This is a genomic window from Moraxella cuniculi (assembly GCF_900637105.1).
GTDB lineage: Bacteria > Pseudomonadota > Gammaproteobacteria > Pseudomonadales > Moraxellaceae > Moraxella > Moraxella cuniculi.
Map to the genome: position 1 here is coordinate 87,740 of NZ_LR134343.1, position 17,078 is coordinate 104,817.

A 17,078-nucleotide genomic window follows, 5' to 3' on the forward strand; every position below is an offset into this window, starting at 1 on the left:
ATGATAAAAATAACAAAGCCATCAAACCATATTTTATCGCTATTATTTTAATAAAAATTATCAAATTTTAATATATTATTAAAATTTATGATATACAGTGATATTTATCTTAAATTAAATTTTAATAATTTATTATTTAAGACTCCGTACATTATCAACCAGCAAACCGTAAGCCTTGCAAGCTAACCAATGCAGCGTTTTGGTGTTTGTTTTTTGTTTAATGAAGATTGGCATCGCCATGAGATTTGCTGTGTTTCGTTTGATTTTTGAGCATCATCTTGTGCTTGTGGGCGTAGGCTATACAGCGTCAGCGTGCGACCCTTTAGATAAGAAAGTAAAAATGGCGTATCAACCACTGTCGCCTGCACGGCACAATCTGTCTTGATGCCATCAACGCGATCAACCACCGCAATATCCGCCCGATGGTACGCATTGGACACAGGCAGAGTGGTTGGACATTTACCTGTCTTGGCTAGCAGCACCTCGACACGCTTTGCCACAGCGTGCGTCTGGGCATAAACATCAAACAACAGCTGCTCTTGTTTTTGTTGCACATACAAAGGCACAAACTGCCTCACAATCACCGCAAGCAACAGTCCAAAGATTGCAAATGCCACCGACATACCAAACAAGCTTACGCCACCTTCTCGAGCCAAATGCTGCATTTGGCTTGTTTCGTCATCATACCACTCAAGTACATCGGCAATCTCACGCCGTGCCATGCGATAATAGTAGGCATCTGCCCAGCGTGCCACCATCGCCGCCCAAAACAACCACACCATCAAGGCAATAGCAATCCTAACGCCCCACTGATAAGACTCTGGCAAAAATCCGACCAGTGTATATTCTGCCATCGCCAAAATCAGCACAATATTGACCTTAATAAACGACCAGCCAGCCACGCAATACACCACACAATCCAGATAACGCTTGCGGTACAATAACCAGCCAAAAGTCATAAAAAATGCCGCCCAATTCCACCGCGGGTGCAACCTACCTGCTGCATCAAACTGGGCAAATCGCTTCAGATAATACGCCTGTGAACGATGACCGATAAAAGCCCTATCAAGGCGTGTGCGAGTCTTGCTGTTGATCTGACTTTGGTAAAATGGTGGCGGTGTGGTTTCTTCCAAAAAAGGTAAACGGAGCATAATTTTGTCAAGATTTTTGGTTGTGATGGCACAAAATATTCTTTATAATGGCTACTTTATTTGCTTATTTTACGCTCTTTTATGACAAATTCAACACCTGATACCAAATCCACCATTGATACGGCTGCCATCAGCACTCAGCTTGACAAGCTTGCCCAAACCCCTGAGCAGTTTCGCAAGATTAACACCTTCATGAAACGCCGCACTCACATGAGTCAATATTGCGAGCAAGCTCTGCTTGATGCCCGTTATCATGGTATCTATGTCAATGCCACAGGCAAACTTGGCGTACTGGGTGATGTCAACCAAATCAATGATTTGCGTGCATTATTTGCCGACAGTACCAATGGCTGTGCCGCCCCTTTGACGCTGGAGATTGGTTTTGGTATGGGGGATAGCCTGCTTGAGATGGCAAAAAATGCCCCAGAGCAAAATTTTGTCGGCATTGAGGTGCATGAGCCGGGGATTGGTCGCATTACTTTTTTGGCAGATGAGTTGGGATTGGACAACCTAAAAATCATCAATGGCGATGCCATCGCCCTGCTGGACAACCTGCCTGATGACCATTTGGATACTGTACAGCTGTACTTTCCTGACCCATGGCAAAAAAAGCGTCATTATAAACGCCGCTTCGTAACCCATGACCGCATGGCAAAAGTTGTCCGCACCCTAAAAAATGGCGGCAAATTCCACGCAGCGACCGACTGGGAGCATTATGCTTTTTGGATGCTGGAAGTGCTTGATTCTATGAGTGAATTTCATAACCCAAACGGCAAAGGTAATTTTGCCGACCGCCCTGATTATCGCCCCTTGACCAAATTTGAACAACGCGGCATCACCCATGGGCATGGTGTGTGGGATTTGATTTATATAAAAAACTGATGCTAAAGTAAATGGAGATTGGCAGGCGTATCTTAGGCGACTTGCCAATTTTTATTTAAGCTCAATCAAATAGTAAATATTCATTTGCAGCTACGCCACAGCATCTGCTGTCGATGTTAAGGTGATGCCGCTCAGCATTGATGATTGACCCAAACTGATAATCAGCTCTATCACAGCCAGTACTTCTTGGACTTTGACAAAACTCTGCCCCATCGTACCAAGTTTTAGATTGGTGATTTTTAAGCCAAGGTGATAATTGGCTTGCAATCTTTTTACCAAAATCTCTTGTAATTTTTTACTGATGGCATAAGCAGGGTGTGAAGATTGATCAACATGATTTGCGGCAATTGAACCGATACTGACAATATTGGCGTTTGGTTTTATAAATTGAAGATTATTAAGCATCTCAATCACTTGATAAAAGCCCAAAGGACCTGTATGAATAAACTCCTGCAATTGTGCAGCTGTCATGGATTCATGCTCTTGCCATAAACAGCAGCAGTAAATAATCAAGTCAAATTCTACGCCAGCATCTTTAAGTGCTTTGTTGATGGAATAATCCACCGTAACATCACAGTTATGATGAATAACACTTGGGCTTTTTGGCTTAGTTCTTGAAAAACCATGCACCAAAAAACCCTTATCCGCCAAACCTTCAGCCAAATATAAGCCTAAACCCTTACTTGCACCAAATACCGCTACATTCATACACTGCCCACCCCATTCCTTAGCTGACGCACTCAATGATAGACCAAATAAAGAGCTGATTATTATCAGCCAAATTCCATGCTTGTGGTTTACACTGTCATTTTAGCATATCAAGTCAATCATTATCATCATAAATTTTAGCCCAATCTTTGCCATCAGGAAAATTTATCATCAGTCATGAACAAAGGCAGTTATAAAATTTAGGCAAGTCCAAGAAAATCGCAACAACCTGCGTTTTTATTTTATCTATTTTTTGGCTTATTTTAATTTTTTTGGTTAATTTATTTATGCGGCATAAAAATCCCACCAAAATGTAAATATCACACTTATGCTACCCAATCGCCGCTCGCCACGCAAGCAACCGCTCTACATCATCGGCAATGCCAGCCTTTAATTCATCCAGTCCGTGATAATGTCGCTCGCCATGCAAATAGTGCAAAAACACCACCTGCAATTGCAATCCATACAAATCCCCAACAAACTCTGGCAAATGCACCTCAAGCCGCCAATCGCTGCCGCCAACAGCAGGACGCAGACCGATATTTGCCGCCGCAAACAAACTGCCAGCCGTCAGCCCTGCCACACCGCTCACGCCCAGCGTCTGCCAAGCCAACCGCTTGCCATCGCGATAAGCAATAACATCAGCCGCCAATACGCCATGCAGTGCAGGCCTAATCCGAGACAATGCAACATTGGCAGTTGGAAAATCAAGCGTCCGCCCTATCTTGTCGCCATGCACCACCTCACCTGTGATGGCATAATCCCTGCCAAGCAGCTGTTTGGCAGTCGTCAAATCCCCCACCGCCAAAGCCGCTCGCAGTAGCGATGAACTGACCCGCCTGCCATCAATATTGATACTGTCAAGGCTAAGCACCCCAAAACCTGCCTGCTGCAACAAGCTGGCATCGCCAACCCTGCCCTGCCCAAAGCGAAAATCATCGCCCAGCACCAATTTGCGTACATTCAAGCGATTTAGCAAATCCATAAAGGCTTCTGCCGACAATGCACGAAATGCCTCATCAAAACTTGCCACCAATAGATAATCCACGCCCAATTTGCCAAGTTGCTCGGTTTTTTCGGCAAGGCTGCTAAGCCTAGCGGGCGGATCATCAGGAGAAAAAAACTCTCTTGGCTGTGGCTCAAACACCATCACCGCCGATGCCAAGCCCTCTTTGGTGGCTGTCGTTGTCAGCAAATCAATCAATGCCTGATGACCCAAATGCACGCCATCATAATTACCGATGGTCAGAGCAAGATCTGGCAGGCTTGGAATGTGCTGTGGAAGTAAGTGGATAGTTTTCATGCAATTAATCAGTCATAATCAATACATCAAGACAGCTTGCCAACGAGGTTGGCTTGGCATAATCATTGCTTGTTTGCCATCGCATCGATGATATGAGGATTTTTATCAGCTGCCAACTCTTGAGCAGTTGTGGCATGAGCAGGCAGACCCTTTAACAGTGCCAAACTTTTGACATCTTGTCGCTTACGCACCGCCAATGCAGGTGGCACCATGCGAGCAAATTCAAACAAATGCAGCCACATTTCCTCGCCCCCTTCCAGCCCTTCTTCCTCATCAGGACGCAGTGCTGCAATCTGCATTAAAGTGGCAATAAGCTCCTTTTCATCTGGCTGTAGAGCTATCTGTGCCACGCCAATGCCTGTAATATAGCCACCTGCCCAGTCCTTGAGTGCCAATACCCGCTCAAACAAATCATGCTCATCATCAGGCACAAGCGGCTCATAACCATAGGCATCATCTTTGTCCTTTAGGGCAAAACTGACATCTTCGGCATAATCAGTCAGCAGCTCAAGTGCCGCCTCATCAGGCAGCTCAAAGCTCAACGCCTGCAAAACACTCGCCCAACCCTCACTATCAGTGGCATTGCACAAGGTCATGATGCCTGTCATAATGCCATGCAACTCACTGATTGAGACATCCGTCCAGTGTGCAAAGGCTGCCGTCCAGTCATGCCAACCTGATAAATAATCTGTACTCATCGCTGTTTTACCCTTAAGAGTTTGCAATCTTTTTGGCAATTGTCGCCAAGCCCGATGATTTCTTGACAAGCCACCACCTAACACCAACAATCACCGCCAAGCAGGCAAGACCGCCAAACCAAACATTATAACACAAAATCACCCACAGCACAGCGTAACGGTCAATCAACGCAAACAAGCTGGCAACAAAGCAGCAAATTGCCAAAAATTTATCAATTATTGCAAAAAATTTAACAACAAACGGCGTGTCTATGTTAAGATTAACAAAATTCATTCCACTTTGACAAACTTCATCAGGATTATTTATGCTAGCTCAACTTCAAGCCCTAGAGCAAACCATCATCGCGATGAAAAAACAGTACACCGTTACTGCCACCGAACTTGCCAATCTAAAGCAACGCATCGCCAATGATGACACGCCCCAAAAAATCGAAGCACTACAAAACAAGCTCAACCAAGCCTTACTGGATATTGACACTTATCATGAGCAAATTGATCAATTGCAACAAAATCGTCAAACGCTTGAGCAGCAAGTCAATGAATTGCACCAAGCAAATCAAGAACTCATCAGCCAAAATCAAGATTTAAAAGACAAAAATGCTTTGGCAATTTCTCGTGCCGAGGTGATTCGTGATTGGCTCTCAAAAATTGACCATTCTAACTGATTTGTATTAAGCAATTTATTATTAAGGAAATATCATGAGCCAAAATCAAACCAACAAACCATCAGCCATCATCGCCAAAGAAGAGTTTCGCCCAATTGACATCAGTATCGCAGGTACGCCACATCGCATCGTCTGCCCTGTTGATGAAGTGAAAAATCTAGAAAAAAATGCCGAATTTATCAACCAAAAAATCCGTGATTTGCGTCGTGATATCAAGCACAAAACACCAACCAATGAAGAATTTTTGGTGCTGGTATGCCTAGAGCTGTATGACGAAGTGCAGACGCTACAAAAACAGCTTGCTGATGCCGATAGCGAAAAACAGCAAGTGGCTGCAATGATTGATAAAATCAACGCCCAAGCCCGCTCCATGCTGTAACCAGCGACATAATAAATGGCACGATTTGTGCCATTTTTTTTGCCATCAAGACAATCAATTCACATCAGTGGGCAAATTCTCATCAGGGTGAGCCTTGGCATACGCCGCCAAATGCTCCTGATTACAAAAAAATCGCTCCTGCGTGGTATGCTGATTCAGCAAAATCCCTCGATAACTTGCCAGACGATGCTGGCACTGATGGCACTGTCTAATGCTTGTATCATCGCCCTCTTTGGGAAAAAATTCTTTGGGCGGCTTTGGGTACATGAATTTAAAAAACCACCACATCAGCACCGCAATAATCACAAGATTTAACACAAAGGCAACCATAGCCACTTCTCTTTAAAATAAATCAAAAACAAAGATTGAAAGTGTATTACTATACCACAAAGACTGGCTGTTTATGTTATACTATTGATGGTTTTGATAAATTTTTGGCAAACTGCCCAAACGACATCACTTTCGCCCATAAAGAAGCCTTTGGACAATATTTATCATACCAAAAAGACATAAAGCAAAAAAGCACGATGCACATTGCAATTTTATTAGGAAACAACAATGCCAAGAACAAAAACACAAACGCCTCAAACTGATACACAGTTTCATACCAGCGACTCGCCTGTTGGCAAAATTTGCTTCGCCCTGATTCAGACCAATTTTTGGGTCGGTGATATTGCAGGCAATGTCAAAAAAATGCACGCCCTGACACTCGATGCCAAAAATCGCGGTGCAGACATTGTCATCTTTCCTGCGTTGGCATTAATCGGTTGCCCACCTGAGGATTTGCTCCTTCGCCCAACTTTGGGTGAGCGTGTGCGTGAAGCGATGGCAAAACTTGCCGAAATCGAAGGCATTGTGGTGATTTTGGGCTATCCACACATTGATCATCATGGCACTTTTAACTCTGCGGCAATTTTACAAGGTGGTAGCCAAAAAGGCTTTTATCACAAGCAATACCTGTCCAACTACGGTGTCTTTGACGAACGCCGCTATTTCCAAAAAGGCCGCAATCATGTGCTGTTTGATTACAAGGGAGCAAGCATTGGACTGCTCATTTGTGAAGACATTTGGCATGACGCTCCCATCACCGCCCTAAAAAACGAAGGGGCGGATATGGTGGTGGTGATTAATGCCTCACCATTTGAGATTGGCAAACAAACAGCTCGCAAGCAACTGCTCACCAAGCAATCACAAACCCATCAGCTGCCCATTGTCTATGTGAACACTGTCGGTTCACAAGATGATATTGTCTTTGATGGCGGTTCATTGATTGTCCAAGCTGATGGCAGCATTGCCCACGAGGGGTCAAGATTTTTAAACCAACTCATCATGGCAAACTATGATGTCGCCACCCAAACCTTTGATACACAAAGCAAAGCACCGCTGGTACTCTCCGAAGAATCAGAAATGTATCAAGCATTGGTTGTCGGCCTAAGAGACTATGTCAATCGCTCAGGCTTTAAAGGAGTGATTGTCGGTCTGTCGGGCGGCATTGACAGTGCCTTGACCCTGTGCATTGCCGTTGATGCACTCGGCTCCGATCGTGTGTATGCAGTGATGATGCCGTATGAATACACCGCCCAAATCAGCCTTGAAGATGCCGAAGCCCAAGCCGCAAGACTCAATGTCTCCTACACTGTCTGCCCAATTCATGACGCGGTGGCTGGTTTGCGTGCATCATTGGCACCACTGTTGGCGAACAGCGAACCTGATGTTACCGAAGAGAACCTGCAAGCTCGTGCTCGCGGCACAATTCTCATGGCACTGTCCAATAAGTTTGGGCATATGGTTATCTCTACAGGCAACAAGTCAGAAAATGCCGTTGGTTATGCCACCTTGTATGGTGATATGGTTGGCGGTTTTGATGTCTTAAAAGATATTTACAAAACTGATGTTTATCGTTTGGCAAATTATCGCAACCGCCTTGAGGACAATCCCGTTATTCCTCAGCGAGTGATTGATCGCCCGCCAAGTGCCGAATTACGCCCAGAGCAAACCGACCAAGACAGCCTGCCTGATTACGAGGTGCTAGATGGCATCTTGCGTATGTACATTGATGAGGACTTGGGCTATAAGGCGATTGTGGCAGCAGGCTTTGACCCACAGACCGTTGAACGAGTGCTGTCACTGGTTGATCGTGCCGAATATAAACGCCGCCAAGCAGCCATCGGCACCAAAATCACCAAAAAATCCTTTGGTCGAGATCGCCGCTATCCATTGGTCAATGGTTGGTCAATCAAGGGTGATTTTGCCTAATTTTCCAGCCCCTCACACTCCAAAAACACGCCCAACCTGCAAATTGGTAGCATAATACAGGTTGGGCATCGCGATTATCTTAATATAACTGCACAGTCGAAATTATCACAGTTGTACAAATACTTTTACCTTCAGTGGTTATTTGCCTTGTTACAATTTGGATAAAATCACAAATCCCACCTTTGGCATTAAGAGAAACCAACCAAGATTTATATTTTAATAAATTTTATTAATAATTTTAAAAATATTAATAAATAGTCGGCAAATGTGTGATTTGCAGTTGGCTGTTGCACTTTTACCCACTTATAAACTACCCCATCAAGCCATCAATGCGTGGCGAAACCAGTATCTTGGCATAAGCACATAAAAATAGCACAAAACAGCCCATCCAACACAGCTGAGATAGCCCAAGCACCAGCAGGTAATCAGTCGCTACCATTGGGGCAAATACCCTCAGAATAAAACTTGCCATCATCAGCACAAACATCAGCACTACAGTTTTTGGCGGCTTGTGAATATTACGCCCTGTATGCCCAAGCGATACCCGTGCCATCATTGCCACAGTTGTCATGCCAATCGCAGTCAGTGCCAAGGCGTGCAGTCCCAGACTTGCCCCAAAGCTAAACCATGGCAATATCGCAATCATCAACAATGCCAGCACCATGCCCCAAAACGCCAAATACAGCGACCACAATAATGGCTTTTGCCAAATACCCACATGGTGCCACCAACACAGCCGCACGGCATTAATAATGGCAGCACTCACCGCCAAAGCACTGACAAGATAGCTATTAGAATCGTACAAATACGCCAACATCAACCCAAAAAACACAAGCAATGACAGTCTATCAACCAGCAGTGAATTGTGCAATTTCGCCTGTATGCCAGACGGCGTACCATCTGGCAAAACCGCCACGCCTTTTTCGATAAAAAACGGCAGCACACGCCGACCGATGGTAAAAACCACGCCAACAATCACAAACAACGCCGTGTATAATGCCAGTCGCTGCATCTCTTGTTGATTGCTCAAGGTACCCACTGCAAAAGTCAGCTGGCACAATAACAACAATACCAGCTTGGCAACAATACCCAACTGCCGCTTTTGACGCACAACCAGTACCGCTTGCAAAACCGCCAGCATCACCAGCAGCCAAAACAGCACATCGGCTGCCATTGCAAGCAGTATTAGCAAAGGGTTGTTAATAGCAATGACAACAATCCACAAAATTCTAGCAATCAACCACGGCAAAAATATCGCAAACAATCGCCAACCAACAGGCATTGGCACACCTGTCCATGCCTTGACCGCCGTCAAAAGAAAACCTGCAATCACCGCCAGAGCATAACCAAACAACATCTGATATCCGTGCCAATACACTGGATTTAGCGAAGCGGTAAAATCCAACCAGCCTACCAAGATGGCATACCACATCAGCATGGTGATAATGGCAAAACCTGCAGCAGACAAAAAGAAAATACGAAATCCCAAATTCAGCACAGGGTGTGGCGACCGCTCAATCGGTGCGATATTCATCAGCATGACAAAACCCATCATTGATTGATATTTTGCCCAGCCAGCAAGTAGCCAATCACTTAATCAACATGACAATACCGCTGGGCGATTGCCATTATTATAAACATATATTTCAAATGAATCAATTTTGGTGCTTGTCATTCGTTAAATTATCAATAAAACATGATAATTTATTAAATTTAAATAATATGGCAAAAAATAAGGTAAATTGCACACTGCTATGCTATATTGCAAGTTGCATTGTAGCGATGCGTGTGATTTTATCAATGATGACACTTAGCCAAGCCAAGCAACATTAAAAACACCCAAAGAGATTTTCTTTGGGTGTTGTCGTTCGTCTTTGGTGGTTATAAGTGTTGGCAATAATAACTATTTTATACAATAAAATCAACCACCAGCCCAAATCAAACATCCATCTTCCAATCAAATGGCATTTGGTGATGACCTCGCAGTGCCATCATCAGCGTTTGTTGCATACGATCAAGCACTTCGGAAGTATAAGGTATCGCAGGTCGCCCCCATACAGGATTTGGCCATGCGACATCATTTTGATAGCGTACAATATGATGAAAATGCAACTGTGGCACCTGATTGCCAAGTGCTGCTACATTCATTTTATCCGCCCCAAAAATCTTTGCCATCTGGCTCGATACCCAGCTGGATTCACGCAAAAACTGCACCTGATCAGCTGCGGATAATTCATAAATCTCTTTGATACCAGACACTCTAGGCACCAAAATCAGCCAAGGGAATTGGCAATCATTCATCAAACGCACGGTTGATAATGGGAAATCCCCGACCAAAAAAGTATCCTTGGCAAGCGTTGGGTGTAATTGAAACATAATCAGCTCTGTATCTTATTTATAATTGATGGGCTATTGTAGCACAAATTTTCACAACTGATAAGATGGTGCAATACAGCTCATCGAGAGGTTGGCTTGTGATAACCGACACTTTGTCCGACATCACCAACAAAATCCAGCTGTCGCCACAGCTCATACAGGCAAATGCCCACACTGTTCGCCAAATTCAAACTGCGAGAATCTGGCAACATCGGCAGTCGCAGCCAGTTACACTCACCAATATCTGCACGCACTTGTTCAGGCAGCCCTTCTGTTTCTGAACCAAACACCAAAGCCACAGGGTGTATGCCTTGCGACAACCCAAAATCATATTGATAAAACGGACGGCTGAATTTGGTCGTCATCGCCACCATGCACGCCACGCCTGCCTTTTGCAGAGCGATCTTGGCATCCGCCCAATTTTTATGCACCTGCATGCTGGCATATTCGTGATAATCAAGCCCTGCCCGCTTTAATTTGGTATCATCAAGCTCAAAACCCAGCGGCTCAACCAAGTGCAACACCGCCCCAGTATTGGCACACAGGCGAATAATACTGCCCGTGTTATTGGGGATTTTTGGGGAATATAATACAATGTGAATTAATTTATCCTGCATAATTTTGAACCATTTGGGTGAATCATTGGGCAATGTCATGCCATAACGGTTGGTCTTTTTGGCAAAAATTATATTGCCAAAATCTATCAAATTGTAAAAATAAGTATCAAAAGCAATTTTCAACTGGTAATGATTGTCAAATACTGCTAAGATAAACTTGCAAGCTAAAAACTTGCCCTTAATAACCTAGAAGGATTTTATCATGAAAAAACTACTCATCGCTTCAGTTGCTGCTGTTTTTGTATTGACTGGTTGCAATACCGTAAAAGGCTTTGGTAAAGATGTTTCAAAAGCTGGCGAAGCTGTAAGCAACGGTGCTCAAAAAGTTGAGAAAAAACTATAATTTAATAAACTATTTATTAAATTATCCAGACCCATCAACCAATGGGTCTTTTTATTTATTACAAAAACTTACCAACCAGATGGTTTACATAACGAAATCCCAGCGGTGTCGGTGCAATTTTTAAGGGGTCGTTTACCATCAGACCCTGATGTTGTAGTGGTAACATCTCATTATCAATGCTACTCACCAGCAAGCCTGTACGCTGTTCAAACACTGTTGTACTCACCCCCTGACGCAGTCGCAAAGCATTCATCATAAACTCAAAAGGCAGGTTCTCATCAGCAACTCGCTCAAGGTTAATCAGCTTTGGTGCTTCGGTATAGTTTAGATAATCTTTAGGAAGGCGAGATTTTTGATAACGATAAATGCCATCTGGATATTGATGATGGTTATGCAAAGTTATCTTGGCATGACCACCAGCCCCAATCGCCAAATAATCACCAAACTGCCAATAATTCAGATTGTGCTGACATGGTCTATCTGCCAAGCCCACCCACGCACTGACCTCATAATTCTCAAAACCCTGCCCATGTAATAAATCTCGACCATCTGCCTCAATTTGTGCCAAAACTTCCTCACAGGGCAATGTTGGCGGTGTGCGATAAAAGGCGGTGTTCGGCTCAATGGTTAATTGATACCATGACAGATGCGTCGCCCCTGCCTGTAGTGCGGTTGTAATATCCTGCACCGCCTTTTGTGGCGTCTGCTCTGGCAATCCATACATCAAATCAACATTCACACGCCCGAAACCAGCATTTTTGGCGGAATAAATGGCATTTGCCGCCTGCTGTGGGTTATGAATTCGCCCCAAATCATGCAAAGCCTGTGCATCAAAACTCTGCACGCCAATGGACAATCTATTGATACCAATGTTTAGATATTCTTCAAAAGGTGCATGCTCAAGCGTACCTGGATTGACCTCAAGTGTTATCTCACAAGTTGCCGAAAAATCATACATCAAGCGTAAATTGGCAAACAGCCGCTGAAATTGTTGCACTGGCAACAAAGACGGCGTACCACCACCAATAAACACTGTATCAATCTTGCGTCCTTGCACAAAAGACAATTGTGATTTGGCATCGGCAAGCAGTGCATCAACATACGCATCAAATGGTGCTTGGTCGGGCAAACTGTGCGAATTAAAATCACAGTATGGGCATTTTTTTATGCACCATGGTATGTGAATATAAAGCGACAATGGGATATTTTTTGGTTCAAGTTGCAAATTTGCAAACATCATCTCGCCCACTTATGTCGCTGTCTCATCTGACTGCACAAATTCAAATTGGCTTAATTTAAACTTCTGATCAACATGAGCCTCCAAAGCAGGCAGACTGAAGGCATCATTTTCGCTTACAAAGCTGATAGAAATGCCTGTTTGACCTGCACGCCCCGTCCGCCCAATGCGGTGTACATAATCATCAGGTATTTCAGGTAAGGTATAATTAATCACATGGCTAACATCATCAACATGAATGCCCCGCCCTGCGACATCGGTTGCCACCAAAACATTGACCTCACCAGTCTTAAACCGCTGCAAATAGCGTTCTCGTTTTTCTTGTGCGACATCACCTGATAGCATACTGACGCTATAATGGCGACGCAAATTGTCATACAATCGCTTCACCTGATCTTTGCGATTGGCAAAAACAATCGCTTTGGTCAGCTCTTTGTCTGACAAAATCTGCTTGAGTGCTGCCATTTTTTGTTGTTCGCTCAACAAATAAAACTGCTGGCAGATGGCTTGGTTTGTCTTATTTTCAGGAGCGATTTCCACAAAAATCGGCTGATACAACCAGCGATACGCCAAGTTCATCACATCGGTATTAAATGTTGCCGAAAATAACAAACTTTGTCGCTCGGTATTCTTTGGCAGATGACGCACAATACGCTTAATATCAGGGATAAAGCCCATATCCAGCATACGATCTGCCTCATCTAGCACAAAAACCTCAACCCGATCCAAGAACAGAACGCCTTTATTAACCCAATCAATGATCCGCCCCGGTGTGCCAATCAAAATATCCAGTGGACGCTTGTGGATTTGCTCGGCTTGCTTATCAAAATCAGCACCGCCTGTAATGCACAAATTGTACAAATCACTAAATCGTGTCAGCTCACGACAATCGGACAAAATCTGCTGTGCCAATTCGCGTGTCGGTGCCAATATCAAGGCTCGAGGCTCGCCCAGATAACGCTTTTCATCTTTGGCAAATGGGCGTTTTAGCAAAGCCTCAATGATGGTTATCAAAAAAGTTGCCGTCTTGCCCGTGCCTGTCTGTGCCTGCCCAATGGCATCTTGATTTGCCAAAGTATAAGGCAAAATCTGTGCCTGAATTGGCGTAAGTGCATCAAACTTTAATGCACGCACCGCCCTATGCACAGCAGGTGATAATGGCAAATCTGCAAAATGACTAAAGGTAGTATCGCTCATGTATGCTCTAATTTATGATTTATTTGACAATTGCCGCTCAACACAGTCATAAAAAGCCATTTCAGCAATATTCATCACAAAGGCTTTTTTCTCATCGTCAGTTGCAGCAATTGGCTGCTCATAGATAAAATCTGTAGCACTGGTTAGATAATTTTTTAGCTGATTTACCAAATCTTTATCGGCATCTTTATTGTCCTGATTAAACTTATCAATGGCAGTATTAAGTTCAGACAATGCTTCAGATTTTGGCACATTGCGTTGTCTAAGGTCGGCAATTGCCAGTACGCCATCGGCAGGCAAGCTACAAAACTGCCCTATCAATTGAGCCTCTTCGTCAGAGACTTTGGGGGTGCTGGCAGCGGCGTCCGTTGTCTGTGCTTGTGCCAGCATTGGCAGAGCTGACAAAGCTGCCACCACAACAAAATTATGCCAAAACTTTTTCATTATTTTCACCATAAATAATATCAATTATCAATAAAATGCCCATTATGGCACATTTGGGCGTGATTGAAAAGCCACAAGCCAAAAATAGCTTGCTTTTGATACAAAATCAGCACAGTTGCCATGCCATTTTGGCACATAAAAAGTCAATTTTGGCACTGGCAATTTTCTCATCAATCATCTAAAGTTGGCATCAATCCTCGCCAGCACCAAGCAGACTACGGGTTTATTATTTGGCACAAATCATTTATAATTGACTACTTTTATCTATTTGGAAATCATCATGCCAAACCAACACTCTGCCAAAAATCGCCCACGCCGTGTGATGCCATTTTTTGGACTCAGCATGGGCGTGAGCGTGTTTGCATTATCACTACTGGTTATTTTGCCATTTGCAATGATGATTATCACCACCTTGCAGATGGATTTTGCCAGCATTGTTCGCACCGTGCTTGAGCCACAGGTGTTTGCTGCCATTAAGCTGTCATTGAGCATGGCACTGCTGGCAACGCTGACCAATTTGATTTTTGGTACGCTGATTGCATGGGTGTTGGTGCGATATGATTTTTGGGGCAAATCATTGGTGAATGCCTTGGTAGATTTGCCCTTTGCCCTGCCAACGGCGGTAACAGGGATTGCACTTGCTACCTTGTACGCACCCAACGGGCTGTTTGGGCAATGGTTTAGCAAGCTGGGCATGATGCTGTATGGCGAACCCATCAAAATCGCCTTTACCCCCATTGGAATTTGGCTGGCATTGGTGGTGGTGAGCTTTCCGTTTATTGTGCGTGCTGTGCAGCCTGTGCTGGCAGAATTGTCAGTAGAATTTGAGGAAGCTGCTGCTGTGATGGGTGCAGGCAGGCTGACCACTTTTTATCGCGTGATTCTGCCAGAGATAGCCCCTGCCATGCTCATCGGTGCAGGCATGATGTTCGCCAGAGCAACAGGAGAGTATGGCTCGGTAATTTTTATTGCAGGCAATATCCCCATGCAATCTGAAATCCTGCCATTAATCATCGTCTCAAAGCTAGAGCAATTTGATGTTGCTGGAGCGACTTGCGTGGCGTTATTTATGCTGATTATTTCCTTGGTGATTTTATTCGCCATTAACTTTGCCCAATGGCGGCTGTCCGCAAGACTGGGTGCAAAAACCAATTAGTCCGATGATTTATTAAAAATATATTTACTTTTAACAAAATTTAACTTGAGCAAACACATGGCAAGCCTACCTTCTTCCACCTATCAACAAAACCCCGCCACTCGCGATACGCGTTGGGTGCGATGGTTGCTGATTGCTACGGCATTATCTTTTATTAGTATTATGCTGGTTGTGCCTTTGTTGTCAGTTTTTTATGAAGCTCTAAAAGATGGCTGGCAAGCCTATACGGCGGCACTTAGTGAGCCTGATGCCCTGTCTGCGATTTGGCTGACGCTATTGACCACCGCCATTATTTTGCCCATTAATACGCTTATCGGCGTGGCATTGGCTTATCTGATTACACGGCATAAATTTCGTGGCAAATTTATCATCACCACCTTGCTGGATTTGCCCTTTGCGGTATCGCCTGTTGTTGCAGGATTGATGTTCGTGCTGGTCTTTGGGGCAAATACCCTGCTGGGTGGCTGGCTTGAGAGCATGGGGATTCAGATAATTTTTGCCACCACAGGCATTGTGCTGGCGACTTTGTTTGTTACTTTTCCGTTTATTGCCCGTGAATTAATACCGCTCATGCAAGCACAGGGCGACAGCGAAGAAGAAGCCGCTTTGACACTTGGTGCCAATGGCTGGCAGATGTTTTGGAAAGTAACGCTGCCCAACATAAAATGGGCGTTATTGTACGGCATCATTCTCACCAATGCTCGTGCAATGGGGGAGTTTGGGGCGGTCTCTGTGGTATCTGGACATATTCGCGGTCAGACCAACACCATGCCACTGATGATTGAGATTGCTTATAATGAATATGCTTTCACCTTGGCGTTTGCCCTGTCTAGCCTGTTGGCACTGCTGGCATTGATTACTTTGGCAGTCCAAGCACTGATGAGCAAAAAACAATCGCATTAATGACACTTAATAATAAAGGCAACACATGAGCATTCGCATTACAAATATTCACAAAAAATTCCATGACTTTGTCGCTTTGGATAATATCAGCATCGATGTAGCAACGGGCGAGCTGACCACGCTGCTTGGCCCATCAGGCTGCGGCAAAACAACGCTCCTGCGTATCATTGCAGGGCTTGAGATTGCCGATCGTGGGCGGATTTTTTTTGACGAAACCGATGTAACCGACACCCCTGTCCAAAAACGCGGCATCGGCTTTGTATTTCAGCAGTATGCTTTGTTTCGTCATCAGACAGTGGGCGAAAATATCGCCTTTGGTTTGACGCTCTTGCCAAAAGCAACACGCCCCACAACCAGCCAAATCAACCAACGCGTTGATGAGCTTTTGGAACTTGTGCAGCTTAGCCACACCAAAAACCGCTATCCGCACGAGCTATCAGGCGGTCAGCGTCAGCGTATCGCTCTGGCACGGGCATTGGCGACCAATCCAAAATTACTGCTGCTTGATGAGCCATTTGGTGCGTTAGATGCCAAAGTTCGCAAAGAGCTGCGTGGTTCGCTTAAACAAATTCAGCGTGAAATCGGCATCACCAGCATCATGGTAACGCACGACCAAGAAGAAGCTCAAGCCATCAGCGACACCATTGTTGTCATGAATCATGGCAAAATTGAGCAAGTCGGCACGCCAAATGAACTATTTGCCAAGCCAAACAGTGATTTTGTGGTGGATTTTTTGGGTTTATAAGCAAGAAAAACCCCAGCA

20 protein-coding genes are annotated in these 17,078 nt (G+C 44.4%); 8 read left to right on the forward strand and 12 right to left on the reverse strand.

From position 1 onward, the window contains the following. Nucleotides 1-182 precede the first annotated feature (182 nt). Nucleotides 183-1,151 (reverse strand): DUF2628 domain-containing protein, encoded by a 969-nt coding sequence (locus EL162_RS00395; protein WP_126329335.1) that lies wholly within the window; start codon nt 1,149-1,151, stop codon nt 183-185. A gap of 81 nt (nt 1,152-1,232) precedes the next feature. Here EL162_RS00395 and trmB point away from each other — a divergent pair, with 81 nt between their 5' ends. Then, the gene (gene trmB, locus EL162_RS00400; RefSeq protein WP_126329337.1) at nt 1,233-2,033 is read left to right on the forward strand and encodes a tRNA (guanosine(46)-N7)-methyltransferase TrmB; all 801 of its coding nucleotides are present in this window, start codon (nt 1,233-1,235) and stop codon (nt 2,031-2,033) included. A 90-nt stretch (nt 2,034-2,123) separates the two neighbouring features. Here trmB and EL162_RS00405 read toward each other — a convergent pair whose 3' ends face one another. The 4 genes from EL162_RS00405 to EL162_RS00420 all read right to left on the reverse strand — a co-directional run bounded on the left by EL162_RS00405 (nt 2,124) and on the right by EL162_RS00420 (nt 5,016). Beyond that, on the reverse strand, nt 2,124-2,741 hold the full coding sequence (locus EL162_RS00405; protein ID WP_126329339.1) for an SDR family NAD(P)-dependent oxidoreductase: 618 nt from the start codon (nt 2,739-2,741) through the stop codon (nt 2,124-2,126). Nucleotides 2,742-3,072: 331 nt separating this feature from the next. Continuing rightward, complete coding sequence (gene ribF, locus EL162_RS00410; protein ID WP_126329341.1) at nt 3,073-4,044, reverse strand: riboflavin biosynthesis protein RibF; 972 nt, start codon at nt 4,042-4,044, stop codon at nt 3,073-3,075. 62 nt (nt 4,045-4,106) lie between these two features. Beyond that, nucleotides 4,107-4,742, reverse strand: a complete 636-nt coding sequence (locus EL162_RS00415) for a UPF0149 family protein (protein ID WP_126329343.1) — start codon at nt 4,740-4,742, stop codon at nt 4,107-4,109. 13 nt (nt 4,743-4,755) lie between these two features. Continuing rightward, on the reverse strand, nt 4,756-5,016 hold the full coding sequence (locus EL162_RS00420) for a hypothetical protein (protein ID WP_126329345.1): 261 nt from the start codon (nt 5,014-5,016) through the stop codon (nt 4,756-4,758). A gap of 31 nt (nt 5,017-5,047) precedes the next feature. Here EL162_RS00420 and EL162_RS00425 point away from each other — a divergent pair, with 31 nt between their 5' ends. Both EL162_RS00425 and EL162_RS00430 read left to right on the forward strand, forming a co-directional pair. After that, nucleotides 5,048-5,407, forward strand: a complete 360-nt coding sequence (locus EL162_RS00425; RefSeq protein WP_126329347.1) for a hypothetical protein — start codon at nt 5,048-5,050, stop codon at nt 5,405-5,407. Between the two features lie 34 nt (nt 5,408-5,441). Then, on the forward strand, nt 5,442-5,786 hold the full coding sequence (locus EL162_RS00430) for a cell division protein ZapA (RefSeq protein ID WP_126329349.1): 345 nt from the start codon (nt 5,442-5,444) through the stop codon (nt 5,784-5,786). Between the two features lie 54 nt (nt 5,787-5,840). On the opposite strand, the gene EL162_RS00435 is transcribed toward EL162_RS00430, so the two are convergent. After that, nucleotides 5,841-6,116, reverse strand: coding sequence for a hypothetical protein (locus EL162_RS00435; RefSeq protein ID WP_076555502.1), 276 nt, complete (start codon nt 6,114-6,116; stop codon nt 5,841-5,843). A gap of 228 nt (nt 6,117-6,344) precedes the next feature. Here EL162_RS00435 and EL162_RS00440 point away from each other — a divergent pair, with 228 nt between their 5' ends. After that, nucleotides 6,345-8,042, forward strand: coding sequence for an NAD+ synthase (locus EL162_RS00440; protein WP_126329351.1), 1,698 nt, complete (start codon nt 6,345-6,347; stop codon nt 8,040-8,042). Between the two features lie 310 nt (nt 8,043-8,352). On the opposite strand, the gene EL162_RS00445 is transcribed toward EL162_RS00440, so the two are convergent. The 3 genes from EL162_RS00445 to EL162_RS00455 form a co-directional block, all read right to left on the reverse strand. Next, complete coding sequence (locus tag EL162_RS00445; protein ID WP_227543411.1) at nt 8,353-9,597, reverse strand: NnrS family protein; 1,245 nt, start codon at nt 9,595-9,597, stop codon at nt 8,353-8,355. A gap of 383 nt (nt 9,598-9,980) precedes the next feature. Next, nucleotides 9,981-10,418: an HIT domain-containing protein gene (locus EL162_RS00450; RefSeq protein WP_076555504.1), complete on the reverse strand. Its 438-nt coding sequence runs from the start codon at nt 10,416-10,418 to the stop codon at nt 9,981-9,983. An 80-nt stretch (nt 10,419-10,498) separates the two neighbouring features. After that, entirely contained in the window at nt 10,499-11,035 is a 537-nt protein-coding gene (locus EL162_RS00455; RefSeq protein ID WP_126329353.1) for a tRNA (cytidine(34)-2'-O)-methyltransferase, read from the reverse strand. A gap of 202 nt (nt 11,036-11,237) precedes the next feature. On the opposite strand from EL162_RS00455, the gene EL162_RS00460 reads away from it, so the two are divergent. Continuing rightward, nucleotides 11,238-11,378: an entericidin A/B family lipoprotein gene (locus EL162_RS00460; protein ID WP_076555505.1), complete on the forward strand. Its 141-nt coding sequence runs from the start codon at nt 11,238-11,240 to the stop codon at nt 11,376-11,378. A 58-nt stretch (nt 11,379-11,436) separates the two neighbouring features. On the opposite strand, the gene hemW is transcribed toward EL162_RS00460, so the two are convergent. Genes hemW through EL162_RS00475 form a run of 3 tightly spaced genes read right to left on the reverse strand, consistent with a single transcriptional unit; the run spans nt 11,437 to nt 14,256 of the window. Further along, a complete protein-coding gene (gene hemW / locus EL162_RS00465; RefSeq protein ID WP_375537700.1) occupies nt 11,437-12,618 on the reverse strand; it encodes a radical SAM family heme chaperone HemW in 1,182 nt (393 codons plus the stop codon). Between the two features lie 9 nt (nt 12,619-12,627). Further along, on the reverse strand, nt 12,628-13,812 hold the full coding sequence (locus EL162_RS00470) for a DEAD/DEAH box helicase (protein ID WP_126329355.1): 1,185 nt from the start codon (nt 13,810-13,812) through the stop codon (nt 12,628-12,630). A gap of 12 nt (nt 13,813-13,824) precedes the next feature. Further along, a complete protein-coding gene (locus tag EL162_RS00475) occupies nt 13,825-14,256 on the reverse strand; it encodes a hypothetical protein (RefSeq protein WP_126329357.1) in 432 nt (143 codons plus the stop codon). A gap of 280 nt (nt 14,257-14,536) precedes the next feature. Between EL162_RS00475 and cysT the strand changes: the two genes are divergently transcribed. The 3 genes from cysT to EL162_RS00490 are packed head-to-tail and all read left to right on the forward strand — an operon-like array spanning nt 14,537 to nt 17,060. Further along, nucleotides 14,537-15,412: a sulfate ABC transporter permease subunit CysT gene (gene cysT, locus EL162_RS00480; RefSeq protein WP_076555509.1), complete on the forward strand. Its 876-nt coding sequence runs from the start codon at nt 14,537-14,539 to the stop codon at nt 15,410-15,412. A gap of 57 nt (nt 15,413-15,469) precedes the next feature. Next, nucleotides 15,470-16,315: a sulfate ABC transporter permease subunit CysW gene (cysW, locus tag EL162_RS00485; protein WP_126329359.1), complete on the forward strand. Its 846-nt coding sequence runs from the start codon at nt 15,470-15,472 to the stop codon at nt 16,313-16,315. Between the two features lie 25 nt (nt 16,316-16,340). Beyond that, nucleotides 16,341-17,060: a sulfate/molybdate ABC transporter ATP-binding protein gene (locus EL162_RS00490; protein ID WP_076555511.1), complete on the forward strand. Its 720-nt coding sequence runs from the start codon at nt 16,341-16,343 to the stop codon at nt 17,058-17,060. Nucleotides 17,061-17,078: the final 18 nt, after the last annotated feature.

Bases quoted from the DNA above. Each gene is read 5' to 3' on its own strand.
- EL162_RS00395 (WP_126329335.1), bottom strand. From the start codon at position 1,151: ATGCTCCGTTTACCTTTTTTGGAAGAAACCACACCGCCACCATTTTAC.
- trmB (WP_126329337.1), top strand. From the start codon at position 1,233: ATGACAAATTCAACACCTGATACCAAATCCACCATTGATACGGCTGCC.
- EL162_RS00405 (WP_126329339.1), bottom strand. From the start codon at position 2,741: ATGAATGTAGCGGTATTTGGTGCAAGTAAGGGTTTAGGCTTATATTTG.
- ribF (WP_126329341.1), bottom strand. From the start codon at position 4,044: ATGAAAACTATCCACTTACTTCCACAGCACATTCCAAGCCTGCCAGAT.
- EL162_RS00415 (WP_126329343.1), bottom strand. From the start codon at position 4,742: ATGAGTACAGATTATTTATCAGGTTGGCATGACTGGACGGCAGCCTTT.
- EL162_RS00420 (WP_126329345.1), bottom strand. From the start codon at position 5,016: ATGAATTTTGTTAATCTTAACATAGACACGCCGTTTGTTGTTAAATTT.
- EL162_RS00425 (WP_126329347.1), top strand. From the start codon at position 5,048: ATGCTAGCTCAACTTCAAGCCCTAGAGCAAACCATCATCGCGATGAAA.
- EL162_RS00430 (WP_126329349.1), top strand. From the start codon at position 5,442: ATGAGCCAAAATCAAACCAACAAACCATCAGCCATCATCGCCAAAGAA.
- EL162_RS00435 (WP_076555502.1), bottom strand. From the start codon at position 6,116: ATGGTTGCCTTTGTGTTAAATCTTGTGATTATTGCGGTGCTGATGTGG.
- EL162_RS00440 (WP_126329351.1), top strand. From the start codon at position 6,345: ATGCCAAGAACAAAAACACAAACGCCTCAAACTGATACACAGTTTCAT.
- EL162_RS00445 (WP_227543411.1), bottom strand. From the start codon at position 9,597: ATGATGGGTTTTGTCATGCTGATGAATATCGCACCGATTGAGCGGTCG.
- EL162_RS00450 (WP_076555504.1), bottom strand. From the start codon at position 10,418: ATGTTTCAATTACACCCAACGCTTGCCAAGGATACTTTTTTGGTCGGG.
- EL162_RS00455 (WP_126329353.1), bottom strand. From the start codon at position 11,035: ATGCAGGATAAATTAATTCACATTGTATTATATTCCCCAAAAATCCCC.
- EL162_RS00460 (WP_076555505.1), top strand. From the start codon at position 11,238: ATGAAAAAACTACTCATCGCTTCAGTTGCTGCTGTTTTTGTATTGACT.
- hemW (WP_375537700.1), bottom strand. From the start codon at position 12,618: ATGATGTTTGCAAATTTGCAACTTGAACCAAAAAATATCCCATTGTCG.
- EL162_RS00470 (WP_126329355.1), bottom strand. From the start codon at position 13,812: ATGAGCGATACTACCTTTAGTCATTTTGCAGATTTGCCATTATCACCT.
- EL162_RS00475 (WP_126329357.1), bottom strand. From the start codon at position 14,256: ATGAAAAAGTTTTGGCATAATTTTGTTGTGGTGGCAGCTTTGTCAGCT.
- cysT (WP_076555509.1), top strand. From the start codon at position 14,537: ATGCCAAACCAACACTCTGCCAAAAATCGCCCACGCCGTGTGATGCCA.
- cysW (WP_126329359.1), top strand. From the start codon at position 15,470: ATGGCAAGCCTACCTTCTTCCACCTATCAACAAAACCCCGCCACTCGC.
- EL162_RS00490 (WP_076555511.1), top strand. From the start codon at position 16,341: ATGAGCATTCGCATTACAAATATTCACAAAAAATTCCATGACTTTGTC.